At 46.8% G+C, this 25,447-nt stretch carries 24 protein-coding genes; 18 read left to right on the top strand and 6 right to left on the bottom strand.

Translation table 11 applies throughout. From position 1 onward, the window contains the following. Positions 1 to 52 precede the first annotated feature (52 nt). From mioC to glmU, 15 genes are all read left to right on the top strand, one after another. Positions 53 to 487, top strand: coding sequence for an FMN-binding protein MioC (gene mioC, locus VER99_RS14530; RefSeq protein ID WP_020333573.1), 435 nt, complete (start codon positions 53 to 55; stop codon positions 485 to 487). Between the two features lie 476 nt (positions 488 to 963). Continuing rightward, positions 964 to 2,859 (top strand): tRNA uridine-5-carboxymethylaminomethyl(34) synthesis enzyme MnmG, encoded by a 1,896-nt coding sequence (mnmG, locus tag VER99_RS14525; RefSeq protein WP_020333572.1) that lies wholly within the window; start codon positions 964 to 966, stop codon positions 2,857 to 2,859. Next, entirely contained in the window at positions 2,859 to 3,494 is a 636-nt protein-coding gene (rsmG, locus tag VER99_RS14520) for a 16S rRNA (guanine(527)-N(7))-methyltransferase RsmG (protein WP_020333571.1), read from the top strand. Before mnmG ends, rsmG begins: the two co-directional genes overlap by 1 nt. A gap of 12 nt (positions 3,495 to 3,506) precedes the next feature. Further along, positions 3,507 to 4,280, top strand: coding sequence for a ParA family protein (locus tag VER99_RS14515; protein ID WP_014233420.1), 774 nt, complete (start codon positions 3,507 to 3,509; stop codon positions 4,278 to 4,280). Positions 4,281 to 4,304: 24 nt separating this feature from the next. Then, on the top strand, positions 4,305 to 5,186 hold the full coding sequence (locus tag VER99_RS14510) for a ParB/RepB/Spo0J family partition protein (protein WP_020333570.1): 882 nt from the start codon (positions 4,305 to 4,307) through the stop codon (positions 5,184 to 5,186). A 189-nt stretch (positions 5,187 to 5,375) separates the two neighbouring features. Next, the gene (locus VER99_RS14505; protein WP_014233418.1) at positions 5,376 to 5,765 is read left to right on the top strand and encodes a F0F1 ATP synthase subunit I; all 390 of its coding nucleotides are present in this window, start codon (positions 5,376 to 5,378) and stop codon (positions 5,763 to 5,765) included. An 8-nt stretch (positions 5,766 to 5,773) separates the two neighbouring features. Beyond that, positions 5,774 to 6,586 (top strand): F0F1 ATP synthase subunit A, encoded by an 813-nt coding sequence (gene atpB, locus VER99_RS14500; protein WP_014233417.1) that lies wholly within the window; start codon positions 5,774 to 5,776, stop codon positions 6,584 to 6,586. 56 nt (positions 6,587 to 6,642) lie between these two features. After that, the gene (gene atpE, locus VER99_RS14495) at positions 6,643 to 6,897 is read left to right on the top strand and encodes a F0F1 ATP synthase subunit C (RefSeq protein ID WP_002540812.1); all 255 of its coding nucleotides are present in this window, start codon (positions 6,643 to 6,645) and stop codon (positions 6,895 to 6,897) included. 71 nt (positions 6,898 to 6,968) lie between these two features. Then, positions 6,969 to 7,439: a F0F1 ATP synthase subunit B gene (gene atpF, locus VER99_RS14490; RefSeq protein WP_014233416.1), complete on the top strand. Its 471-nt coding sequence runs from the start codon at positions 6,969 to 6,971 to the stop codon at positions 7,437 to 7,439. A 14-nt stretch (positions 7,440 to 7,453) separates the two neighbouring features. Further along, positions 7,454 to 7,987 carry a F0F1 ATP synthase subunit delta gene (atpH, locus tag VER99_RS14485; RefSeq protein WP_020333565.1) on the top strand — a complete coding sequence of 178 codons (534 nt, stop codon included), beginning with the start codon at positions 7,454 to 7,456 and terminating at the stop codon, positions 7,985 to 7,987. Between the two features lie 13 nt (positions 7,988 to 8,000). After that, complete coding sequence (gene atpA / locus VER99_RS14480) at positions 8,001 to 9,542, top strand: F0F1 ATP synthase subunit alpha (RefSeq protein WP_014233414.1); 1,542 nt, start codon at positions 8,001 to 8,003, stop codon at positions 9,540 to 9,542. A gap of 44 nt (positions 9,543 to 9,586) precedes the next feature. Further along, positions 9,587 to 10,453 (top strand): F0F1 ATP synthase subunit gamma, encoded by an 867-nt coding sequence (atpG, locus tag VER99_RS14475; protein WP_014233413.1) that lies wholly within the window; start codon positions 9,587 to 9,589, stop codon positions 10,451 to 10,453. 35 nt (positions 10,454 to 10,488) lie between these two features. Next, positions 10,489 to 11,892 carry a F0F1 ATP synthase subunit beta gene (gene atpD / locus VER99_RS14470; RefSeq protein WP_014233412.1) on the top strand — a complete coding sequence of 468 codons (1,404 nt, stop codon included), beginning with the start codon at positions 10,489 to 10,491 and terminating at the stop codon, positions 11,890 to 11,892. 18 nt (positions 11,893 to 11,910) lie between these two features. Then, complete coding sequence (locus VER99_RS14465; protein WP_014233411.1) at positions 11,911 to 12,333, top strand: F0F1 ATP synthase subunit epsilon; 423 nt, start codon at positions 11,911 to 11,913, stop codon at positions 12,331 to 12,333. Between the two features lie 149 nt (positions 12,334 to 12,482). After that, the gene (glmU, locus tag VER99_RS14460; protein WP_014233410.1) at positions 12,483 to 13,844 is read left to right on the top strand and encodes a bifunctional UDP-N-acetylglucosamine diphosphorylase/glucosamine-1-phosphate N-acetyltransferase GlmU; all 1,362 of its coding nucleotides are present in this window, start codon (positions 12,483 to 12,485) and stop codon (positions 13,842 to 13,844) included. 85 nt (positions 13,845 to 13,929) lie between these two features. On the opposite strand, the gene VER99_RS14455 is transcribed toward glmU, so the two are convergent. Next, positions 13,930 to 14,673: an amino acid ABC transporter permease gene (locus VER99_RS14455; RefSeq protein ID WP_024372655.1), complete on the bottom strand. Its 744-nt coding sequence runs from the start codon at positions 14,671 to 14,673 to the stop codon at positions 13,930 to 13,932. A gap of 115 nt (positions 14,674 to 14,788) precedes the next feature. On the opposite strand from VER99_RS14455, the gene VER99_RS14450 reads away from it, so the two are divergent. After that, positions 14,789 to 15,565, top strand: coding sequence for a transporter substrate-binding domain-containing protein (locus VER99_RS14450; protein WP_020333562.1), 777 nt, complete (start codon positions 14,789 to 14,791; stop codon positions 15,563 to 15,565). Between the two features lie 65 nt (positions 15,566 to 15,630). Here VER99_RS14450 and punC read toward each other — a convergent pair whose 3' ends face one another. After that, positions 15,631 to 16,830, bottom strand: coding sequence for a purine nucleoside transporter PunC (punC, locus tag VER99_RS14445; RefSeq protein ID WP_020333561.1), 1,200 nt, complete (start codon positions 16,828 to 16,830; stop codon positions 15,631 to 15,633). Positions 16,831 to 16,983: 153 nt separating this feature from the next. Between punC and punR the strand changes: the two genes are divergently transcribed. After that, a complete protein-coding gene (gene punR / locus VER99_RS14440; protein ID WP_014233406.1) occupies positions 16,984 to 17,886 on the top strand; it encodes a DNA-binding transcriptional activator PunR in 903 nt (300 codons plus the stop codon). A 47-nt stretch (positions 17,887 to 17,933) separates the two neighbouring features. Here the strand turns inward: punR and ilvA are convergent, their stop codons facing one another. The 4 genes from ilvA to ilvG form a co-directional block, all read right to left on the bottom strand. Then, complete coding sequence (ilvA, locus tag VER99_RS14435) at positions 17,934 to 19,481, bottom strand: threonine ammonia-lyase, biosynthetic (RefSeq protein ID WP_020333560.1); 1,548 nt, start codon at positions 19,479 to 19,481, stop codon at positions 17,934 to 17,936. A gap of 2 nt (positions 19,482 to 19,483) precedes the next feature. Then, entirely contained in the window at positions 19,484 to 21,325 is a 1,842-nt protein-coding gene (ilvD, locus tag VER99_RS14430) for a dihydroxy-acid dehydratase (protein ID WP_020333559.1), read from the bottom strand. A 167-nt stretch (positions 21,326 to 21,492) separates the two neighbouring features. Then, entirely contained in the window at positions 21,493 to 21,777 is a 285-nt protein-coding gene (gene ilvM / locus VER99_RS14425) for an acetolactate synthase 2 small subunit (protein WP_014233403.1), read from the bottom strand. An 11-nt stretch (positions 21,778 to 21,788) separates the two neighbouring features. Then, entirely contained in the window at positions 21,789 to 23,435 is a 1,647-nt protein-coding gene (gene ilvG / locus VER99_RS14420) for an acetolactate synthase 2 catalytic subunit (RefSeq protein WP_020333557.1), read from the bottom strand. Positions 23,436 to 23,902: 467 nt separating this feature from the next. On the opposite strand from ilvG, the gene VER99_RS14415 reads away from it, so the two are divergent. Beyond that, complete coding sequence (locus VER99_RS14415) at positions 23,903 to 25,426, top strand: YifB family Mg chelatase-like AAA ATPase (RefSeq protein ID WP_020333556.1); 1,524 nt, start codon at positions 23,903 to 23,905, stop codon at positions 25,424 to 25,426. The last annotated feature ends 21 nt before the right edge of the window (positions 25,427 to 25,447 follow it).

Below are 25,447 nucleotides of genomic sequence, written 5' to 3'. Positions count from 1 at the left end.
TTTGTACCCTCGCTCATCGTACGAGCGCAAGTATGGCTTATAAGGAAGATAAATGATCCACATAATTACAGGCAGTACCCTGGGTGGCGCTGAATACGTGGGGGATCACCTGAGTGATCTACTTATCGAGAACGGATTTGAAACCACGATCCACAACCAACCGGAATTGGCGTCAATTGACAATCACGGCACCTGGCTGGTGATCACCTCTACTCACGGTGCAGGTGAATACCCAGATAACATTCAGCCGTTTATTGCCGCACTACAGAATACACCGCCAAAGATGACGGATGTTAGGTTTGCTGTGATTGCAATTGGTGACTCAAGCTATGATACGTTCTGTGCCGCTGGACAGCATGCGTATGATTTACTGGAAGACATCGGTGCAACCCCAATCACAGACTGCTTAAAGATTGATGTCCTTAGCCATGAAGTGCCAGAAGACGCCGCAGAAGAATGGCTAAAAGAGAACATCGAACGATTTTAACTGCCACTTTATCCTACTTACAGAGTCGCATTGCGGCTCTGTCCTACCCGATGTGAATAACTTTTTCTCCAAGCAGCCAATCAACCGATTAAAAAATGAGCAACCAGACTGTGGATAAGTAAGCTAATATCCAGTTACTTTCCTTTAGTTATCCAAAGAACAACTTTGATCGTTTCCCCCCCCTGTGTATAACCACCCATTTTGATCCCAGCTAATCCTCGATCAGATCCAAGCAAGATCACAAGATATGATCCAAAGAAGATCCATGATCTTGTTGATCATTTTTCGGTTATCCACAGAAACGGTCGATCCTAATAATAGATCTAATAAAAGATCATATATATAGATCTTATATATATATTACTTGGAGCTTAAAATGGATAAAGCGAGAAAACGATTTTCTCTGTGGCATAAAGCAGGTAAAATGCTGCTCCTTTATCTGTCCAATAAATCCTTTGAATACCTGAGGTCGGTTCATGCTTTATCACGAAAATTTTGACGTCATTGTTGTTGGTGGCGGACATGCTGGAACGGAAGCCGCACTCGCATCTGCACGTACAGGACAAAAAACGCTTCTCCTTACCCATAACATCGATACATTAGGCCAAATGTCTTGTAATCCGGCGATTGGTGGTATTGGTAAAGGTCATTTAGTTAAAGAAGTGGATGCAATGGGCGGTTTGATGGCGCAAGCTATTGACCATGCAGGTATTCAATTTAGAACGCTTAATGCCTCTAAAGGTCCGGCAGTACGAGCAACTCGTGCTCAAGCTGATCGTGCCCTTTACAAAGCCTACGTTCGCAGCGCATTAGAAAATGCACCAAACCTAACGCTATTCCAACAATCGGTAGATGATCTGATTGTTGAACAGGATCATGTGGTTGGTGTCGTGACTCAAATGGGTCTTAAATTCCACGCCAAATCGGTTGTATTGACGGTTGGTACCTTCCTGGGTGGTAAGATCCATATCGGTATGGAAAGTTCTTCTGGTGGCCGTGCAGGTGATCCACCATCGATCGCACTTGCTGATCGTCTACGTGAACTGCCATTCCGCGTGGATCGTCTCAAAACAGGGACACCACCACGTATTGATGCTCGCACCGTTGATTTCTCTGTACTCGAAGAGCAACACGGAGATAACCCAACACCAGTATTCTCATTTCTGGGTAATCGTGAGCAACATCCACGTCAAATTCCGTGTTTCATCACTCACACCAACGAAAGTACACACGATGTGATCCGCGCTAACCTTGATCGCAGTCCGATGTACGCTGGCGTTATCGAAGGCATTGGTCCTCGTTACTGTCCATCGATTGAAGACAAAGTGATGCGTTTTGCTGACAAAAACAGTCACCAGATTTTTATCGAGCCAGAAGGCCTGACAACCAACGAGCTGTACCCGAATGGTATTTCGACCAGCTTGCCGTTTGATGTTCAGGTACAAATTGTTCGTTCAATGAAAGGTTTTGAGAACGCACACATTGTGCGTCCGGGTTACGCGATTGAGTACGATTTCTTTGATCCTCGTGATTTGAAGCAGACGTACGAAACGAAATTTATCCATGGTTTGTTCTTTGCAGGCCAAATTAACGGTACAACCGGGTACGAAGAAGCGGCCGCTCAAGGCTTGATGGCGGGTTTGAACGCAAGTTTGTACAGCCAGGGCAAAGAAGGCTGGAACCCACGTCGTGATCAGGCTTACATGGGCGTATTGATTGATGACCTATCCACCATGGGCACCAAAGAACCGTACCGCATGTTTACGTCTCGCGCGGAATACCGTCTGTTGCTACGTGAAGACAATGCTGATTTACGTTTAACGGAAAAAGCGCGTGAGCTTGGTTTGGTTGATGATGTGCGTTGGGCACGATTCAATGAAAAAATCGAAAACATGGAAACGGAGCGTCAACGCCTGAAGTCAACCTGGATGAATCCAAACTCAGCGGGCATCGATGAGCTCAACAAACTGCTAAAAACACCAATGGCGCGTGAAGCCAGTGGTGAGGATCTGCTGCGTCGACCAGAGATCTCATACTCTCAGTTGACTCAATTAGACGCATTTGCACCAGCTTTGGACGATCAACAGGCTGCTGAGCAGGTTGAAATCCAGGTGAAATACGATGGCTACATCAAGCGTCAGCAAGAGGAGATCGAGAAGTCACTCCGCCACGAACACACCAAGTTACCGGTTGATCTGGATTACAAACAAGTAAAAGGTCTATCGAACGAGGTAGTGGCAAAATTAAGTGAAGCGAAGCCTGAAAGCATCGGTATCGCATCTCGTATTTCAGGAATTACACCAGCTGCTATTTCTATTCTACTGGTTCACCTGAAGAAGCATGGCTTACTGAAAAAAGGTGAGGACGAGTAATGAGTGTACTTCGAACTAAACTGGATGCATTGATTGCTCAAACCGACCTTGAAGTGTCAGAAAAGCAACGTGATCAGCTGGTCGGTTATGTTGAATTGCTCGACAAATGGAACAAAGCGTACAATTTGACGTCAGTACGTGACCCACTTGAGATGTTAGTGAAACATATTCTTGATAGCATAGTGGTTAGCGCTCACTTACCAGGTAAGCGCTTTATCGACGTTGGTACTGGCCCTGGATTACCGGGTATCCCATTAGCGATCATGAATCCGGACAAAGAATTCTACCTGCTCGACAGCTTGGGTAAACGCATTCGTTTTCTAAAACAGGTCGTGCACACACTAGGTCTGAAGAACGTCACTCCGGTCCAAAGCCGCGTAGAAGAGTTCCAGCCTGAAGAAAAATTCGATGGTGTGTTGAGTCGTGCTTTTGCTTCAATGACGGATATGGTGGAATGGTGTCACCATCTGCCGAAACAGGAAAATGGATTGTTTCTTGCATTGAAAGGTCAGCACCCTAAAGATGAAATAGATCTGCTTCCTGAGTGGTGTTATGTGACCGATGTCGTATCTTTGACTGTTCCTGAGTTGGAAGGGGATCGTCATCTAGTAATCTTATCGCGCAAGGAAAATTAGCGAGGTAGTCGTGTGGGTAAAATTGTAGCAATCGCCAACCAGAAAGGTGGGGTCGGCAAAACAACAACGTGCATTAACTTAGCGGCTTCGATGGCGGCAACAAAGCGCAAAGTTTTGGTTATCGATCTTGACCCTCAAGGTAATGCTACGATGGCCAGTGGTGTTGATAAGTACATGGTGGATGCCACCGCATACGATCTTTTAGTGGAAGACACGCCATTTGAACAAGTGGTGTGCTCTGAAACAACCGGAAAGTATGATCTTATCGCAGCAAACGGTGATGTTACCGCAGCAGAAATCAAACTGATGGAAGTTTTCGCGCGCGAAGTTCGCCTGAAAAATGCGTTATCGTCAGTTCGTGATAACTATGATTTCATCTTTATCGATTGTCCCCCTTCTCTAAACCTTCTTACAATCAACGCTATGGCTGCAGCTGATTCAGTGTTGGTGCCAATGCAATGTGAATACTTTGCGTTAGAAGGTTTAACTGCTCTTATGGATACAATTAGCAAATTAGCGGCGGTAGTGAATGAAAACCTGAAAATTGAAGGTTTGTTACGCACTATGTACGATCCGCGCAACCGCTTATCGAATGAAGTATCCGATCAACTTAAAAAGCACTTTGGTACTAAAGTTTACCGCACAGTGATTCCACGTAATGTTCGTCTGGCCGAAGCGCCTAGCCATGGTAAACCTGCCATGTATTACGATAAGTACTCTGCGGGTGCCAAAGCGTATCTTGCCTTAGCGGGTGAGATGCTTCGCCGCGAAGAAATCCCAGTTTAACTCTAACCTAAGGAATTCAATCCCATGTCTAAGCGTGGTCTAGGAAAAGGACTGGATGCGTTGTTGTCGACCAGTTCATTTGCTCGTGAGAAACAGCATATTGCATCGCAAAGCCAAGCCTTATCAGCAGACGGTGAGTTAATTGAACTCGCGATTGGTCAATTGCAGCCGGGTGTCTACCAACCGCGTAAAGATATGGCACCAGAAGCGCTGGAAGAATTGGCGGCTTCCATTCAATCACAAGGCATCATTCAGCCGATTGTGGTCCGTCAGGTGAATAGTGGCCAATACGAGATCATTGCTGGTGAACGACGTTGGCGCGCTGCTAAGCAAGCAGGATTGAAGCGTGTTCCATGCCTGGTGAAAAAGGTAGAAGACCGCGCTGCGATTGCCATGGCGTTGATTGAGAACATTCAACGTGAAGACCTCAATGTCATCGAAGAGGCGCAGGCTCTGGAGCGTTTGCAAGATGAGTTTACCCTGACTCACCAGCAGGTTTCTGACGTGATAGGCAAATCAAGAACGACGGTCAGTAACTTACTGCGTTTGAATCAGCTTGAGCTTGAAGTAAAGCGCTTAGTTGCTGATAAAAAACTAGAAATGGGCCATGCCCGTGCACTTTTAGCTCTAGAAGGTGAGCAGCAAATCGAAGTCGCTTTGCAGGTTGCAAACAAACAAATGACTGTTCGTCAAACCGAACAGTTAGTAAAAAAGTGTTTAGCGCCACAAAATGAGCAAAAAGGGCAACAAGAAGATACCGAAGCTATGCAAATGTCGCATAAATTAAGCCAGATGCTTGACGCTAAAGTTTCTTTGGTTCGTTCTGCAAGCGGAAAAGCGAAACTGACGATAAGTATTGATGAACCTCACAAATTAGAGCAACTTATTGCCAAGCTTGAGGCCTAAGTGAGATAATTGATTTAGGTCAATTAACTGAATAATTCGAATTTTGTGCGAAAGTTGTCGTTTTGTAAACAAAACTGTAAGTTTTTGATGCAATTTAATTGCATTCGGTTGGACTGAACGTATAATTTTCGCCAATTTCCCTGCACAGAGAGTTTAGTGCGAAGTGGATATTACTAGAGGTACGAATACATGGTAGCTGCGTTAGCTAGACCAGGACGAGAGCTTGCAAGGCAATTGTTAATGATCGAGTCTGGCGCGGTTATTTTTGTGGCTGCAGGAATGGCGTTAGCCGTAAATCCTGATTGGGGACTTTCAGCGTTAATTGGTGGGGGCATTTTTGTCATTGCCAATGCAGTTTTCGCATTATGTGCTTTCATGTTTAGTGGAGCTCGCGCTGCCAAGCGCATCGCTGCCTCCTTCTATACAGGTGAAGTACTGAAAATTCTCATCACGGTTGCACTGTTCTATGTCGCCTACATGTATATGCAGGTGGAACTTGTTCCCCTCAAACTAACCTATTTGCTGGTACTAGGTATTAATATCTTTGCACCAGTGCTATTCATTAACAACAAAAAATAGGATGAGTTATGGCTGCGCCAGGTGAAGCGCTAACATCGTCCGGATACATTGCCCACCACCTTTCTAACCTATCGTTATACAAGTTAGGCTTAGTTGCGGAGGAGACAAGTTTCTGGAACGTACATATCGATAGCCTGTTTTTTTCTTGGTTTACTGGTTTAATTTTCCTCGGAATTTTTTACAAAGTAGCGAAGAGAACAACAGCGGGTGTACCGGGTAAGCTTCAGTGTGCTGTAGAAATGATCGTAGAATTTGTCGCTGATAACGTCAAAGATACGTTCCATGGACGCAACCCACTGATCGCGCCTTTAGCACTGACTATCTTTTGTTGGGTATTTTTGATGAACGTGATGGACTTAGTCCCGATCGACTTCTTACCATACCCAGCAGAACATTGGCTTGGTATTCCTTACCTTAAGGTCGTACCGTCTGCTGATGTGAATATCACCATGGCTATGGCTCTAGGCGTTTTTGCATTGATGATTTTCTACAGCATCAAAGTGAAAGGTCTAGGTGGATTCGCAAAAGAACTTGCACTACATCCATTCAATCACCCACTGATGATTCCGTTTAACCTACTGATTGAAGTGGTATCGCTACTTGCGAAACCTCTATCACTTGGTATGCGTCTATTCGGTAACATGTTCGCGGGTGAGGTTGTATTCATTCTTTGTGCGGCAATGCTACCATGGTACTTACAATGGATGGGTTCACTACCGTGGGCAATCTTCCATATCTTGGTTATTACGATTCAAGCCTTCGTATTCATGATGTTGACAATTGTTTACCTGTCAATGGCACACGAAGATCCTGATCATTAATTTTTTTAGCTTTTTTATTTGGGCACTAAGCCAACAACTATAAATTGGAGATAGTAATGGAAACTTTACTGAGCTTTTCTGCAATCGCCGTAGGTATTATCGTCGGTCTTGCTTCTCTTGGTACAGCGATTGGTTTCGCACTGCTAGGTGGTAAATTCCTAGAAGGTGCAGCACGTCAACCAGAAATGGCTCCTATGCTACAAGTTAAGATGTTCATCATCGCAGGTCTACTTGATGCGGTTCCAATGATCGGTATCGTAATCGCGCTACTATTCACTTTCGCAAACCCATTCGTTGGTCAACTAGGTTAATCACCTTTAACTCGGGACGAGCTTCGGCTTGTCACTGATTAACACTAAGTCCAAATAGAGGGGTAGCTGTTGTGAACATAAACGCAACTCTGCTAGGTCAAGCAATCTCGTTCGCACTATTTGTGTGGTTCTGCATGAAGTATGTATGGCCACCATTGATGCAAGCGATCGAAGAACGTCAAAAGAAAATCGCTGACGGTCTTCAAGCAGCTGAACGTGCTGCTAAAGACTTGGATCTAGCACAAGCCAACGCTTCTGATCAGTTGAAAGAAGCGAAGCGCACAGCAACTGAGATCATCGAGCAAGCGAATAAGCGTAAGTCTCAAATTCTAGAAGAAGCTCGCGAGGAAGCTCAGGCAGAACGCCAGAAAATCCTAACGCAAGCAGAAGCTGAACTTGAAGCTGAGCGTAATCGTGCACGCGATGAGCTGCGCAAACAAGTTGCTACTCTGGCTGTAGCTGGTGCTGAGAAAATCCTTGAGCGTACTATCGATAAAGATGCGCAAAAAGATATTCTCGACAACATTACTGCAAAACTTTAAGTCTGGGGGCGCATATGTCTGATTTGACTACAATCGCACGCCCCTATGCTAAAGCAGCCTTCGACTTTGCGGTAGAAAAAGACCAACTCGACCAATGGGGTCAAATGCTGTCTTTTGCTGCTGAAGTTGCTAAAAACGAACAAATGAGTGAACTGCTAACCAGTTCATTCTCTGCTGAAAAAATGGCAGAAATATTTGTTGCAGTTTGCGGTGACCAAGTTGATGCAAACGGTCAAAACCTTTTAAAGGTGATGGCTGAGAATGGTCGTTTAACGGCCCTTCCCGATGTTTGTGAGCAATTCTTCATTCTGAAGAAAGAGCATGAGAAAGAAGTTGATGTTGAAGTAATTTCAGCGTCAGAACTTTCTGATGAACAGCTTGCAAATATCGGCAGCAAACTTGAAGCGCGTCTTGAACGTAAAGTGAAGCTGAATTGCAGTGTAGATGAGACCCTACTTGGTGGGGTTATTATTCGAGCCGGAGACCTAGTCATCGATGACTCAGCGCGTGGTCGTTTGAACCGCCTGAGCGATGCATTGCAGTCTTAATGGGGATTGGAGCATGCAACTTAATTCCACGGAAATTAGCGATCTGATCAAACAACGTATCGAATCTTTCGAAGTTGTTAGTGAAGCTCGTAACGAGGGTACTATCGTATCGGTAAGCGATGGTATCATCCGCATCCACGGCCTAGCGGACGTGATGCAAGGTGAAATGATTGAATTACCGGGTGGCCGTTTTGCACTGGCACTTAACCTTGAGCGTGACTCGGTTGGTGCAGTTGTAATGGGCCCATATGCTGACCTTAGGGAAGGCATGAAAGTTACAGGTACTGGCCGCATTCTTGAAGTGCCAGTTGGTCCAGAACTACTAGGCCGCGTAGTAAACACGCTGGGTGAGCCTATCGATGGTAAAGGTCCAATCGAAGCGAAAATGACTTCGCCTGTAGAAGTGATCGCACCAGGTGTAATCGACCGTAAATCGGTAGACCAACCTGTGCAAACTGGTTATAAGTCAGTTGACTCAATGATCCCAATCGGTCGTGGTCAGCGTGAACTTATCATCGGTGACCGTCAGATTGGTAAAACAGCACTGGCGATCGATGCGATCATCAACCAGAAAGACTCTGGTATTTTCTCAATCTACGTAGCAATCGGTCAGAAAGCATCGACTATTGCTAACGTGGTTCGCAAACTAGAAGAGCACGGCGCACTACAAAACACTATCGTTGTAGTTGCATCCGCTTCTGAATCTGCAGCGCTACAATACTTAGCGCCATACGCAGGTTGTGCGATGGGTGAATACTTCCGCGATCGCGGCGAAGACGCACTGATTGTTTACGATGATCTATCTAAGCAAGCAGTAGCTTACCGTCAGATCTCTCTACTACTTAAACGTCCACCAGGCCGTGAGGCATTCCCAGGTGACGTATTCTACTTACACTCTCGTCTACTAGAGCGTGCAGCTCGTGTAAGCGAAGAGTACGTAGAGCGTTTCACTAACGGTGAAGTGAAAGGTAAGACTGGTTCTTTGACTGCTCTTCCTATCATCGAAACTCAAGCAGGTGACGTTTCAGCATTCGTACCGACTAACGTAATCTCAATTACCGATGGTCAGATCTTCCTACAAACTGAGCTATTCAACGCAGGCGTACGTCCAGCTGTTGACCCTGGTATCTCAGTATCTCGTGTAGGTGGTTCAGCTCAGACGAAAATCATCAAGAAACTATCAGGTGGTATCCGTACAGCACTAGCTGCATACCGCGAACTAGCAGCATTTGCTCAGTTCTCTTCTGACCTTGATGAAGCAACGAAGAAACAGCTAGACCATGGTCAAAAAGTTACAGAACTAATGAAGCAGAAGCAGTACGCTCCAATGTCTGTATTTGACCAAGCGCTAACTATCTTCGCGGCAGAGCGCGGTTACCTTGATGATATAGAACTAAACAAAGTTCTAGATTTCGAGGCGGCTCTACTATCGTACGCTCGCGGTCAATACGCTGAACTAGCAGCTGAGATCGACAAGTCTGGTGCTTACAACGATGAAATCGAAGCTCAGTTGAAGAAACTGACTGACGACTTCAAAGCAACCCAAACTTGGTAATTAGGTCGGTGGCAGTTTCTGCCACCAACTAACGGAGAGTAACGATGGCCGGCGCAAAAGAGATACGTAATAAAATCGGTAGTGTTAAAAGCACGCAGAAAATTACGAAAGCGATGGAAATGGTAGCAGCTTCAAAAATGCGTCGCTCTCAAGATGCAATGGAAGCTTCTCGTCCATACGCTGAAACAATGCGTAAAGTGATCGGTCATGTGGCAAACGCAAATCTAGAGTACCGTCATCCGTACCTAGAAGAGCGTGAAGCTAAACGTGTTGGTTACATCATCGTTTCGACAGACCGTGGTCTGTGTGGTGGTTTGAACATTAACGTGTTCAAGAAAGCCGTTACAGACATGCAAGCATGGAAAGAAAAAGGTGCTGAAATTGAGCTAGCGGTAATTGGCTCAAAAGCGACCGGTTTCTTTAAACATGGTGGCGCAAAAGTTGCGGCACAGGTTTCTGGCCTTGGTGATAATCCAAGCCTGGAAGACCTAATCGGTTCTGTTGGCGTAATGCTTAAGAAATACGATGAAGGTGAACTGGACCGTCTATACGTAGTGTTCAACAAGTTTGTGAACACTATGGTTCAGCAACCAACGATCGATCAATTGCTACCTTTGCCTAAATCGGACAGCAAAGAGATGCAGCGTGAGCACTCATGGGACTACATCTATGAGCCTGAGCCAAAACCTCTACTGGATACGCTACTAGTGCGTTACGTAGAGTCTCAGGTATACCAAGGTGTGGTAGAGAACCTTGCTTGTGAGCAAGCGGCTCGAATGATTGCGATGAAGGCTGCAACGGATAACGCAACCAACTTGATTGATGATTTGGAACTTGTGTACAACAAAGCCCGTCAGGCTGCGATCACACAAGAACTGTCGGAAATCGTTGGTGGTGCATCTGCGGTTTAAGCTTAGGTAAAACGAAATAGTTTAGAGGATTAACGATGGCTACAGGTAAGATCGTACAGATCATCGGTGCGGTAGTCGACGTAGAGTTCCCACAGAGCGATGTACCTAGTGTATATGACGCTCTAAACGTAACGGACTCAAAAGAGCGTCTAGTTCTTGAAGTTCAACAACAGCTAGGCGGTGGCGTAGTTCGTTGTATCGTAATGGGTAGCTCTGATGGTTTACGTCGTGGAGTAGAAGTGGTTAACACTGGCGCTCCAATTTCAGTACCAGTAGGTACTAAAACTCTAGGTCGTATCATGAACGTCCTAGGTGACGCGATTGATGAGTGTGGTGAAATCGGTGCGGAAGAGACTTACTCTATCCACCGTGCAGCACCAAGCTACGAAGAGCAATCAAACGAAACAGCACTTCTAGAAACGGGTGTTAAAGTAATCGACCTAATTTGTCCATTCGCTAAGGGTGGTAAAATCGGTCTATTCGGTGGTGCAGGTGTAGGTAAGACCGTTAACATGATGGAACTTATCAACAACATCGCACTACAACACTCAGGTCTATCAGTATTTGCTGGTGTTGGTGAGCGTACTCGTGAAGGTAACGATTTCTACTTTGAAATGCAGGAAGCGGGCGTTGTAAACGTTGAGAATCCTGAAGAATCTAAAGTAGCAATGGTTTACGGTCAGATGAACGAGCCACCGGGCAACCGTCTACGTGTTGCACTGACTGGTCTTACAATGGCAGAACGTTTCCGTGACGAAGGTCGTGACGTACTACTGTTCATTGATAACATCTACCGTTACACACTTGCAGGTACTGAGGTATCAGCACTTCTAGGTCGTATGCCTTCTGCGGTAGGTTACCAGCCAACTCTTGCAGAAGAGATGGGTGTACTACAGGAGCGTATCACGTCAACTAAGCAAGGTTCTATCACGTCTGTACAGGCGGTATACGTACCTGCGGATGACTTGACTGACCCGTCTCCAGCAACAACGTTCGCGCACTTGGATGCAACGGTTGTACTTAACCGTAACATCGCAGCAATGGGTCTATACCCAGCGATCGACCCACTAGATTCAACGTCTCGTCAGCTAGACCCACTAGTAGTAGGTCAAGATCACTACGACATCGCTCGTGGCGTTCAGCAGACACTTCAGCGCTACAAAGAGCTGAAAGACATCATCGCGATTCTAGGTATGGACGAGCTATCTGAAGAAGATAAGCAAGTTGTATCTCGTGCACGTAAGATTGAGCGTTTCCTTACTCAGCCTTACCACGTAGCGGAAGTATTTACAGGTGACCCGGGCGTTTACGTACCTCTTAAAGAGACTCTACGTGGCTTTAAAGGTCTACTAGCTGGTGAATACGATGACATTCCAGAGCAGGCATTTATGTACTGCGGTAGCATCGATGATGCTATTGAGAATGCTAAGAAGCTATAAGGCTAACTAGGAGGCGATATGGCACCAATAACCTTTCACCTAGACGTAGTAAGCGCTGAGAAACGCATTTTCTCTGGTCGTGTAGAGACGTTTCAGGTGACCGGTAGCGAAGGTGAGCTTGGTATTTTCCATGGCCATACTCCGCTTCTGACCGCTATTCAGCCTGGTATGGTGCGTATTGTGAAACAGCACGGCCACGAAGAGTTCATTTATGTCTCTGGTGGTATGGTCGAAGTTCAGCCTGGTACTGCTACAGTACTGGCTGATACAGCGATTCGTGGTGAAGATCTAGACGCAGCGAAGGCAGAAGAAGCTAAGCGTCGTGCTGAGGAGAATATCCAGAACCAGCATGGCGATATGGACTTCGCACAAGCGGCCAGTGAACTGGCTAAAGCCATTGCTCAGCTACGAGTTATCGAGCTGACCAAAAAGCGTCGCTAAGCTCAATTAGCAACGTTGCATGAAAAAGGCGGCCAAATGGTCGCCTTTTTGATTATTTTTAGTTAGAAATTGACCTTTCACCATTAACTTATCCCTTCAAGCTGTCTAAAATATCCGCCGATTAAATAAATAACGTCAATAGGTTGTCCATGAAATTCAGTGCTGTAATTCTTGCTGCGGGTAAAGGAACCCGTATGTATTCGAATATGCCTAAAGTGCTTCACACTTTGGCAGGGAAGCCAATGGCAAAACATGTCATTGATACATGTACCGGTCTTGGTGCTCAAAATATTCACCTAGTTTACGGTCATGGTGGTGATCAAATGAAACAGGTGCTAGCGGAAGAGCCAGTAAACTGGGTCCTTCAGGCGGAGCAGCTAGGTACTGGTCATGCGGTGGATCAGGCGTCAGCACAGTTCGAAGATGACGAGAAAATTCTTATCTCGTATGGGGATGTACCACTGATTTCTGCGGAAACTATTGAGAGCTTACTTGATGCCCAGCCAACGGGTGGTATCGCGTTGCTGACGGTAGTTCTGGATAACCCGACTGGTTATGGACGTATCGTGCGTAAGAATGGTCCTGTCGTTGCTATCGTCGAGCAGAAAGACGCCACCGAAGAACAAAAACAGATCAAAGAAATCAACACAGGTGTGATGGTTGCGACTGGTGGTGATCTGAAGCGTTGGTTGTCAGGCTTAAACAACAATAATGCGCAAGGCGAGTACTACCTGACTGACATCATTGCTGCTGCTCACGATGAAGGTCGTGCAGTGGAAGCTGTCCATCCAGTGAATGCGATTGAAGTTGAAGGCGTGAATGATCGTGCCCAGCTTGCTCGTCTAGAGCGCGCATTCCAATCGATGCAAGCGCAAAAACTGCTTGAGCAGGGTGTTATGCTACGTGATCCAGCTCGCTTTGACTTACGTGGTGAGCTTCAATGCGGCATGGACTGCGAAATTGATGTGAACGTTATTATCGAAGGTAGTGTATCGCTTGGTGATAACGTGGTTATCGGTGCTGGCTGTGTTTTGAAAGATTGTGAGATTGATGACAACACGATCGTCCGTCCATACAGCGTGATTGAAGGTGCAACCGTTGGTGAAGATTGTACTGTTGGTCCATTCACTCGTCTGCGTCCTGGCGCGGATATGCGTAACGACTCTCACGTCGGTAACTTTGTCGAAGTGAAGAATGCGCGAATTGGTGAAGGCTCTAAAGCGAACCATCTGACTTATCTGGGCGATGCAGAAATTGGCCAACGCACTAACATTGGCGCTGGCACGATTACGTGTAATTACGATGGTGCGAACAAGTTCAAAACCATCATCGGTGATGATGTTTTCGTTGGTTCGGATAGCCAGTTAGTGGCACCTGTGGCTATCGCTGATGGTGCGACTATTGGTGCAGGCACTACTCTGACTAAAGACGTAGCCGAAGGTGAGTTAGTGATTACTCGTGCTAAAGAGCGCAGAATCACAGGCTGGCAACGTCCGGTAAAGAAAAAGTAACGCATCTCAGCGTAAGATAAATTTAAACCAAAGCCGCTCAAATTGAGCGGCTTTGTTGTTTTCCTTCTTGATTACACTGTTTGGACTAGTAGCTTGGAATTGCGATGCGTTTCTCCAGCCAGCGTACAGCCTGAGAGACAAAGAGAATCAATAGTAAGTACTCCAGAACTAAGAAGGTGTATATCTCTAATGGTAAGTACTCATTGACCACCAGCTCGTTAGCCCGACGTGTAAGATCACTCAGTCCAATGACACTGACCAGTGAACTCATTTTGAGGATATAGACAAACTGATTGCCCAGCGGCGGTAATATTTGCCTGAACGCCTGAGGCAAAATAACCAAGCGCATCTTTTGCCAGTAATTTAAACCTATCGACTCTGCCGCTTGATGCTGACCGCGACTGATTGCCTGAATCCCACCACGAAACACTTCCGCCATAAATGCACTCTCCGCAATGGTTAACGCGATCACCCCAGCCCAGTAATGATTGAGTGAGACTGAAAGTAACGTAGGCATGCCGTAATACACCCAAAGCAGCAATACCAGAACCGGAATAGAGCGAATCACTTCAACATAAATACGGTTTACCCATTTTAGCGCAGGCGAATTAGATAGGGCGGGTAAGGCGATGAGTAACCCCAGAGTCATGGCAAACAGCATACTCAGAAGTGATACTTGAATCGTGTCATTAAATCCAGACACTAAGAATCGAAGGTTTGTCCGTCCTTGTTCTGTCGAGGGGTCGAGCACGTACCAGCCCCATTGATAATCAGAGCAGCCAGTCAGTAATGGTAGTGAAGTGGAGAGCCAAAGATATCGATAATTCACGTTGATTTCCTGAATTAACCAAACATTTCCATTGTTACTGCTATGTTTTTCAATGGGGTTGTAATAAAGGTTAATCAGTAACCTGTATAAGGTCATTAATGTTAAGGGAATAAACATGAAAAAATTTTTGCTCACTTTAGGCATATGTTTACTCACCATGACTCAAGTTGCGTACGCCCAGAGTCGTCTTCAAGATATTTTAGACAAAGGGGTATTAAGAGTTGGCACTACGGGTGACTGGAACCCGATGACAATGAAAGATCCTGCGACGAATAGTTATCGAGGGTTCGATATTGATGTGATGACGGAGCTAGCTAGAGATCTTGGGGTAAAAGTGGAATACGTAGCTACAGACTGGAAGACGTTGGTGAACGGAATTATCGCCAACAAGTACGACATCACCGGAAGCGCGTCATTAAATATGTCACGTGCCAAAGTGGCCGGATATAGCCAGCCTTATTTTTATCTTGCGTTTGTGCCAGTCGTACAGAAGAGCGACCTCGAGAAATATACCGATTGGGCTGATTTTGATAACTCTGAGGTGAAAGTCGCGGCGACATTAGGCACGGTACAAGAAAAGATGGTGAAAGAGTTTTTCCCTTCCGCGCAGCATATTGTGATAGAAGCGCCCGCGCGAGATTTTCAGGAGCTATTAGCCCGCCGCGCTGACGTGTCAGTGACATCGAATGTAGAAGCCGCCACGCTGGTGGAGAAATTTAGTCAGTTAGCGATAGTACCAGTTGAAACACCTCGCAGGCCAACACCGATAGCCATGTTACTGCCACAAGATGATCAGGTCTGGATTAACTACATCAATCACTGGGTGAAGCTGAAAGAAACCCAAGGGTTCTTCAAGCAAGTTGCTGAAAAATGGGGCTTAAAAAGCCTATAAAAAGCAAAGAGCCGTATAGAACGGCTCTTGTTATCACCAGGTTGTCATCGAACTCTAGTGTAGCGTTACTCTTCGCTGACCACGCGAGAATTGTCTGGTGTAGCAAAGTGCTTAGCCAGCTCTCGATTAGACAGAATATAGCCGACCCACAAACCAGCCATACAAATCACAATCGCGATACCAGTGACCGATTGAGCCTGGCTGGCCATCGCAGCAACAAATGCGCTGGCAAGACTACTTACGCAGATCTGTAAGCTGTTTTGCAAGCCAGCTGCGGTTGCTGGGCTTTGATGAGCACTCTCTAGCGCTCGGTTTACTACGATTGGGTATAGCGCACCGTTTGCGACAGCGATCAGACAGAAAGGCGTCAGAATTGGCCAGATAGAGGTTAACGTCCATTGTGACGCAACGAATACCATCAGTGCCGCGACACTAAATAAGCCTATCAACTGGCGTAAAACGTTTTTGTCGCCATATTTGCGCACACCGACTTTGCCTAAGTAGCCACCAGCCATGAACGCAATAGTTTGTGGAATAAAGCTCATACCAATGTCTTTGGCTTCATAACCCAGTTGCGCCATGATTTCTGGCATACCTGTCAGGTAAGCAAAGAATGCAGCGGAAGCGGTGGCAAACATAGTCACGTTGCCAAGGTAAGTCTTAGAGCCCAGCAGTGCTTTAATATCTGTTGAGATGCTGGTCTGCTTTACTTCCACCTTTTCGTCTTTCTGCATCATGGTTGCCACGACAAGCAATACGCCAACCAGTGTTAAAGTGATAAAAATACTGTGCCAGCCAAAGTTGTCTGCCAGTACCACACCTAATTGAGGAGCAAGCGCTGGTGATAAGGCAACCAAAGGCATAATAGTGGCGAAAATCTGCTGGCTGCTGCTCGAGTAACGTTTAATAACCATCGCTTGCCAGATAACCGCTGGTGCACAGACACCGATAGCTTGGACAAAGCGGAGAGAGAGTAGCTGCCAAACCTGATCGCAGAATGCCAGACCGAATGAAGCAAGAGTAAATACAACTAAACCTGCGGCTAGTGTATTGCGGTGGCCAAACTTATCCGAAGCCAACCCCCACATCAGCTGACCAAATGCCATTCCCCCTAAAAATACGGTCAGAGATAGGGCAATTTGTTCCGGACCTGTCGCGAAGTCGATTTCCATTGCTTTAAAAGCTGGCAGGTACATGTCGGTAGCAACAAAGCCAAGCATCGACAGCACTGCAAGATAAACGAGTTGTAGTTTTGATATTTTCATTATTAACCAATCAAATTATTTAATTACTTTTTAACCAATATCAGTTGGCGCCAACCCTGATTTACTTGTTCTTTTATTCTATTTTTCGATTTGCAAAAAATAAAACGTTAAAATTGTTCACTATCAATCAAAAAATTTGAAAGGTACTTAGTAATGTTTTCCAAATCTTCATTAGAAATGCTGGATACTGTTGCCCGGTTGGGGAGTTTTACCGCTGCTGCAGAGGTGTTGCACAAAGTGCCTTCAGCAATCAGTTATGGTGTCCGTCAGGTAGAGCAAGATCTGGACGTGGTGCTGTTTCGCCGTTTGCCAAGAAAGGTTGAGCTGACACCTGCGGGAGAGTTGTTTATTTCAGAGGCGCGAGTGTTATTGCGTCAAATGGAAGAGGTTAAAGCTCAAACTCGCCGGGCGGCACATGGCTGGCAGACGACGCTCAAGCTAACTTTGGATAATGTGGTGAAACTGGAAAAGTTAAAACCATTGATTGAAGACTTTTATCGCGAATTTGAGTTTGCCGAGCTGCAGATCAACATGGAAGTGTTTAACGGCTCTTGGGAGGCGATTGCACAGGGGCGGGCGGATATTGTGATTGGAGCAACAAGTGCCATTCCGGTTGGTGGTGACTTTGAAGTGAGAGACATGGGAATGCTGGACTGGGCATTCGTTATGTCTCCAGCACATCCCTGTGTTCGTCAGCAGGCGTTGACTGAAGCCTATGTCAGCCAGTTTCCTGCTATCTGTCTGGATGATACTTCAAACGTACTGCCTAAGCGACACACAGGTCATTATCCCCATCAGCGTCGTTTGTTACTGCCAAACTGGTATGCGGCGATTGAATGTCTGAAAAATGGGGTAGGGGTCGGGTTTATGCCGCGTCATATTGCAATGCCATTGATCAATGATGGCGTGCTGGTGGAGAAGGTTCTACCGGACGACAAGCCCGTAAGCCGTTGTTGTTTAGTATGGCGTAAAGATGAGAACCATAATTTGATCCAATGGATGGTGGATTACTTAGGATCATCCAGTCAGCTACATCAGGATTGGCTGCAGGCTTAAATATCAAATAAAAACACCTCGCTATAGCGAGGTGTTTTTTTGGCTGTTTATGATAAGAAGAACTTATAGGATGGGTTGTCCGTTTCGTCTTTACACTGGTAGCCAAGTTCGCGCAAATGTGCGGAAAATTGGGCTAAATCGCTTTCATCTAGCTCGAAACCACAAAGAACACGCCCGTAATCTGCACCATGGTTGCGGTAGTTAAACAGGCTGATATTCCAGTGGGTACCAAGAGTGCTTAAGAACTTCAGCAGCGCGCCCGGATATTCCGGAAACTCGAAGCTGTAAAGACGTTCTTTGAGCTTCTTAGAAGGTTTTCCACCGATCATGTAGCGAATGTGTAGCTTTGCCATTTCATCATCAGATAGATCCACCACCGGATAACCGCCTTCGCGCAGATCGCGAATAATATGATCCAGCTCTTCCTGGCCGCCCTGAAGACGCACACCAACAAAGATGTTTGCCAGTTCATCATCGTTGTAACGGTAGTTAAACTCAGTAACCGCTCGGCCACCAATCAAGTTACAAAACTCAAAGAAAGCGCCTTGGCGTTCTGGGATCGTGACAGCGAGTAAGCCTTCACGCTTTTCACCTAGTTCACAACGTTCAGAGACATAACGTAAGCCATGGAAGTTGGTGTTGGCACCAGACAGTACTGTACCGAGTTTTTTGTCTTTGAGTTTGTTCTGTTCAGCAAACTTCTTCAAACCTGCCAGAGCAAGCGCACCTGAAGGCTCTGCTATCGCTCGTGTATCTTCAAAGATATCTTTCACGGCTGCGCAGATTTCGTCGCTTGATACCGCAATATGCCCATCAATGTATTTCTGACATAAACGGAATGTCTCTTCACCGATGCGTTTTACCGCCACACCATCGGCAAACATACTGACCTGATCAAGTACGACAGGTTCTCCGGCATCTAAGGCAGCTTTCAAACAGGAAGAATCTTCTGGTTCGACAGCAATCACTTTGATTTCTGGCATCAGTTGTTTAACCAATACCGCGACACCTGCCGCCAGACCACCACCGCCAACCGGAACAAAGATGTAGTCCAGATGGCCATTTTGCTGCAGCATTTCCATACCAATGGTGCCCTGACCAGCAATCACCAATGGATGATCGAACGGTGGCACAAAGGTGTAGCCATGTTCTTCTGACAGGCGTTCAGCTTCTGCTTTTGCTTCATCAAAGTTGTTGCCATGCAGCACCACGTTACCACCAAAGCTACGTACAGCATCAACCTTGATATCCGGCGTAGTTTTTGGCATTACGATCGTGGTCTTGATACCTAGCTTAGTGCCTGATAACGCCATCCCTTGAGCATGGTTACCCGCCGACGCCGCAATAACACCAGCAGCTTTTTGCTCTTCAGACAGGCTGGCAACCATGTTGTAAGCGCCACGCAGCTTGAAAGAGTGCACTGGCTGGCGATCTTCACGTTTGATTTGCACATTGTTGCCAATGCGTGCCGACAGACGCGGCATATCTTGCAGTGGCGTAACCGTTGCGACTTCATAAACAGGCGCACGCAGGATTTGGCGCAGATAGTCTGCGCCAGTTTGATTTACTTTCTTTGCGGGTTGAGATTCCATCATTGCTAGCCCTCTAGCTTAGACTTGTCTCGTACTGCACCTTTGTCAGCACTGGTTGCCATGCTAGCGTACGCTTTAAGTGCAAAAGAAACTTCACGTTGGCGATCAACTGGTTTCCAACCGAGTTCATCTTGTTTTGCACGACGTGCTGCCAGCTCATCTTCTGCTACATCGAGGGTGATAGAGCGACTTGGGATATCAATGGTGATAATGTCGCCATCTTGAACCAAGCCAATCGTACCGCCACTGGCTGCTTCTGGGGATGCATGACCAATTGACAGACCCGATGTGCCACCTGAGAAGCGACCATCTGTTAGCAAGGCACAAGATTTGCCTAATCCCATCGATTTCAGGTAAGTAGTTGGGTAGAGCATTTCCTGCATACCCGGACCGCCTTTAGGACCTTCATAACGAATAACAACGACTTCACCCGCTTTAACTTTACCACCTAAGATGCCATCAACTGCTGAATCTTGGCTTTCAAAAACAATCGCAGGGCCTTGGAACTTAAGGTTTTCCTCATCCACACCAGCTGTTTTGACTATACAGCCATCAACCGCAATGTTGCCTGAGAGAACGGCTAGGCCACCTTCTTGACTGAATGCGTTCTCTTTTGAACGGATACAGCCATTTTCACGGTCATCGTCTAGACGATCCCAGCGGCAGTCTTGTGAGAATGCTTGGGTGGTGCGGATACCCGCAGGGCCTGCTCGGAAGAACTTAAGTACTTCTTCGTTTTCCGTTTGCATGATGTCGTACTCGGCAAGCTGCTGCTGCATAGTCATGCCCAATACCGTACTCGTACTGCCGTTTAGCAAACCAGCACGGTCGAGTTCACCTAAGATAGCCATTACGCCACCTGCACGGTGTACATCTTCCATGTGGTATTTCTGTGTCGATGGCGCCACTTTACACAAGTGTGGTACGCGACGAGACATTTCATCGATATCGTTCATATCGAAGTCTATTTCACCTTCTTGAGCCGCAGCTAAAAGGTGTAAAACGGTGTTACTTGAGCCACCCATTGCGATGTCCAGCGCCATTGCGTTTTCAAAGGCGTCGCGGTTGGCAATGTTGCGTGGTAAGGCGGACTCGTCATCTTGTTCGTAGTAGCGTCGAGTCAGATCAACGATACGTTTACCAGCGTTAATAAACAGTTGTTCACGATCTGCGTGTGTTGCCAGCATCGAACCATTGCCTGGTTGAGAGAGGCCTAGCGCCTCTGTCAGGCAGTTCATTGAGTTGGCGGTAAACATGCCTGAGCACGAGCCACAGGTTGGACAAGCCGAGCGTTCGACCTGTTCGCTCTGTTGATCTGACACGGTTGGATCTGCGCCCTGGATCATCGCATCAACCAAGTCCAACTTGATGATTTGATCAGAAAGCTTGGTTTTACCTGCTTCCATTGGGCCGCCAGAAACAAAGATAACCGGAATGTTCAGGCGCATAGCGGCCATCATCATTCCTGGAGTGATTTTGTCACAGTTAGAGATACACACCATAGCATCGGCACAGTGTGCATTGACCATGTACTCTACAGAGTCGGCAATCAATTCACGTGAAGGCAGTGAGTAAAGCATACCGCCGTGACCCATTGCGATACCGTCGTCGACAGCAATGGTATTGAATTCTTTTGCGATGCCACCTGCTTTTTCGATTTCACCTGCAACCAATTGACCCATATCTTTCAGGTGTACGTGGCCAGGTACAAATTGAGTAAACGAGTTCACCACAGCGATGATTGGCTTACCAAAGTCTTCATCTTTTACGCCAGTTGCACGCCAAAGCGCGCGTGCGCCCGCCATGTTACGACCATGTGTGGTGGTTGCTGATCTATATTTTGGCATTTCCTAATTCCTTCTTACTTCTGCTCTGAGTACACACAGTCTAAACAGCCCACTTCTCTTTCGTGGTGCTGTTAAATAGGCCATCGTCGGCCTCTTGCAGTAGTTTAGTTGTTGGACAACGCTCGGCGCTGTCCATTTCCATTGTTTCGCTTGTTGCCACAGGGCTCTTATGCACTTACCTGTTGTTGTAAGTTGTGATTTGGCAGTTCATCGTTGCGGATTTTTAGTACCTCAACTTTGCGAACATCCCACAGCTTCTCAATTTGATTGATCAAAAATGAGATTGGTCGATCGCTGTCGACGATGATCTCCACACTGGCAACTTTACTTTCGTGGTTTTGAGTCGCAGCAACTTGTTTGATCACGAAGCCTCGGTGACGAATCACACGTAGAACGCGCTCTAACAATACCGGTTTGTCATCGGCTTTGATGTCGAGTAAATATCTGTCCATGTGATCGTCTCCTAGGTGTTTTCCAACATATCACTGTTTGATGCGCCAGGTGGCACCAAAGGCCACACGTTTTCTTCTTCGTCGATTAACACGTGAAGCATGTAAGAAGTTTTGCTTTCCAGCATCTCTTTCAGAGCCGGTTCCACTTCTTCTTTTTTGGTGATGGTTTTGCCCGGAATGTCGAATGCTTTTGCCAGCATCACGAAGTCAGGGTTGTCATCAAGGATAGTTTCACTGTGTCGGCCATCAAAGAACAATGACTGCCATTGGCGGACCATGCCAAGACGTTGGTTGTTAAGAAGAACAATCTTCACCGGAATCTGGCGACGTTTTAGCGTACCTAATTCCTGCACGTTCATCATAAATGAACCGTCACCAGTAATAAGGATAGACTGATCATCCGGACGTGCGACTGCAGCGCCCATTGCAGCTGGAAGACCAAAACCCATGGTGCCCAGACCGGCAGAAGTGATGAAGTTTTGTGGGTCACGCGGCTGAATATGCTGCGCTGCCCACATTTGGTGTTGGCCTACGTCTGTTGAGACGATAGAGCTATCCGGCATCATGTCAGACAACTGCTTAAGCAGAAGTGGTGCGTAGATCAGTTCACCCGGATGGTCGTAACGCCACTTGAAGCCACTGCGTAAGCTTTCACTGTGGTGAACCCAAGGTGTGATGTCTTGTGTAAGTTCAAGCTGAGGAAGAATGGTATTGATATCGCCACGTAGTGGTGCGTTTGCGTGGCGCAATTTATGAATTTCTGCCGCATCGATATCGATGTGAATCACTTTCGCATTGGGTGCAAAAGTATCAAGCTTGCCCGTCACACGGTCGTCAAAGCGTGCACCGACCACAATCAGCAGATCGGCTTCCTGAACCACGAGGTTGGCCGCTTTAGTGCCGTGCATGCCTAACATGCCTAGATAGTGAGGGTCATGGCGTTCAATCGTGCCTAGGCCTTTCAGAGTGCTTACCGCTGGCATCGGGTTCAGACGTAAGAACTCTCGTACTGCATCGGTCGCTTTCGCTAACTGAACACCACCACCGACGTATAAAACCGGGCGAGTAGAAGCTGCTAGCACTTCTTGCGCACGTTTAATATCTTCGGCAGCGACATCTTCAATTGCTGGAGCAACGTATGGAGTCAGTAAATCGGTTGGTGCTTGAGCGAGTTGAACATCTTTCGCGATATCAACAATGACAGGACCCGGACGTCCGGTTTTCGCTACTTCAAAGGCTTCAGCCAGAGTCGGGGCAAGATCTTCGATCTCGGTAACCAGATAGCTGTGCTTAGTACAGGCTAGAGACATACCAATCACATCCATTTCCTGGAAAGCGTCGGTACCGATATGAGAGCTGGCAACCTGACCTGTGATGGCTACCAGTGGAACTGAATCAAGGAAAGCGTCGGCAAGGCCGGTCACTAGGTTGGTCGCGCCAGGGCCAGAAGTTGCCATACAAACTGCAACGTCCTGAGTCGAGCGAGCCATACCGATTGCAGCCATGGCTGCCCCTTGTTCATGACGACATAAGATGTGCTCTACACCTCCGTCATACAAAGCATCGTAGATTGGCATGATCGCCCCACCGGGGTAACCAAAGATGGTCTTGATACCTTGCTGTCTTAAAGCGGCTACGACAAGTTGTGCACCAGTCATCGTAAACCTCCTTTGCTACGTTGCGGCTCGTAGCTATTACCATTTGTTTTGCACTTCATGTGCACTCCCATTCTTCCCGTTAAACTGTCTAAGGGTTAGACAGATGACAACTTGTAGTTGTAAAAAAACCCCCGGACCTTTCAGTGCGGGGGTTTTTTGTAATTTGTGGTTATCTTTCGCCCACAATACCCCGCGCGGTGCCAATAATGACCACGATAATCAGGGCTAGCAGTGAGTTAATGTAAGCGAAAAGATTCATCTGTCTGTCGTTCTGTTTTCGTTAAATTTTGTTGTGTAATGTTCTACGAAATTGTTTGCGTCACTAGTGGTATCACACAATTCCTCTGCATGACAAGCAAAAAGTCATTCTTTTTTCACATTAACTCCCAATTAAGACGCGGTATATAACATAAACACATAGTGAAAACATTTGTTTATAAAGCAGTCAATAATTGGTTGGGGATCGTATGGGGCTGGCAATCATTCATAGTCGGGCAAGTGTCGGTGTACAAGCGCCGTCAGTTAGTGTGGAAGTACATATTAGTAACGGTATGCCGGGCTTTACTCTGGTTGGGCTGCCAGAAACCACGGTAAAAGAATCAAAGGATCGTGTACGCAGTGCCATTATCAATTCCAATTTTCAATTTCCTGCCAAACGCATTACGGTCAACTTAGCTCCGGCGGATTTACCCAAAGAGGGCGGACGCTTTGACTTACCCATTGCGCTGGGTATTTTGGCCGCTTCAGAGCAAATCGCGACAGATAAGCTCAAAAACTACGAATTTGTTGGTGAGTTAGCATTGTCTGGAGGCTTAAGGCCAGTAAAAGGGGTGCTACCTGCCGCACTCGCTGCAAGCAAGTTTCAGCGCCATTTGGTCGTGCCACATGTGAATGGTGATCAGGCGGCGCTGGTGGGTAAAGAACAGCATAAATCCGCTCAGTCGCTGCTTGAGGTGTGTGCTGAATTGTGTGGTCAACATCGGCTTAATTTGCATAAATCACCTAAGCGTAAAACAACAGAAAGCCATAACCGAGATTTACAGGACATCATTGGCCAGCAACAGGGTAAGCGAGCGCTTGAGATTGCTGCAGCAGGAAGCCATAACTTACTTTTCCTTGGCCCGCCGGGAACAGGAAAAACCATGTTAGCGTCGCGCTTATGCGATTTATTACCTGAAATGAGTGATGATGAAGCGATGGAAACCGCATCCGTCGCGTCATTAACACAAAGCGAAATCAATGAGCATAACTGGAAGATACGGCCGTTTCGTTCTCCACACCATTCTAGTTCGATGGCGGCATTGGTCGGCGGAGGTTCGGTTCCGAGGCCGGGTGAAATTTCTCTGGCCCATAATGGCTTGTTGTTTCTGGATGAAATGCCGGAGTTCGATCGTAAGGTGCTGGATTCGCTGCGAGAACCGCTGGAGTCGGGCGAAATCATCATCTCTCGAGCTCAGGGAAAAACTCGATTTCCTGCCCGCTTTCAGCTGGTGGGCGCACTCAACCCCAGTCCGACAGGTTATTACGAAGGCAACCAGGCACGCACTAACCCACAAGCCATTCTGCGTTATTTAGGTCGTCTGTCGGGACCGCTACTCGATCGATTCGATATGTCTCTGGAAATTCCTGCTTTGCCAAAGGGCACATTATCTGAGGGTGGGGACCGCGGTGAGCCAACAGTGGTTGTGAAAGAGCGCGTTAATGACGCACGTCAGCAGATGTTAAGTCGCAGCGGTAAGGTGAACGCTTTGCTGGGTAGTCGTGAGATAGAAGCGTTTTGCCCGTTACAAAAAAGTGATGCAGAGTTTCTGGAGACAGCTTTACATAGACTGGGACTGTCCATTCGTGCGTATCACCGAATCATTAAAGTTGCCCGCACTATTGCCGATCTCGACGGGGAAGATCGAATTGAGCGCTCCCATCTGGCGGAAGCCCTTGGATATCGAGCAATGGACCGATTACTGAAACAGCTTACTGCTCAGGCTGTGTAATCAGTCCTTACCCTAAATAGC

Origin of the sequence: Vibrio natriegens NBRC 15636 = ATCC 14048 = DSM 759 (assembly GCF_035621455.1) — a bacterium.
GTDB classification, from domain to species: Bacteria; Pseudomonadota; Gammaproteobacteria; order Enterobacterales; family Vibrionaceae; genus Vibrio; species Vibrio natriegens.
The sequence above is the reverse complement of the archived record's forward strand: the minus strand, read 5'-3'. Positions and strand labels throughout refer to the sequence as shown.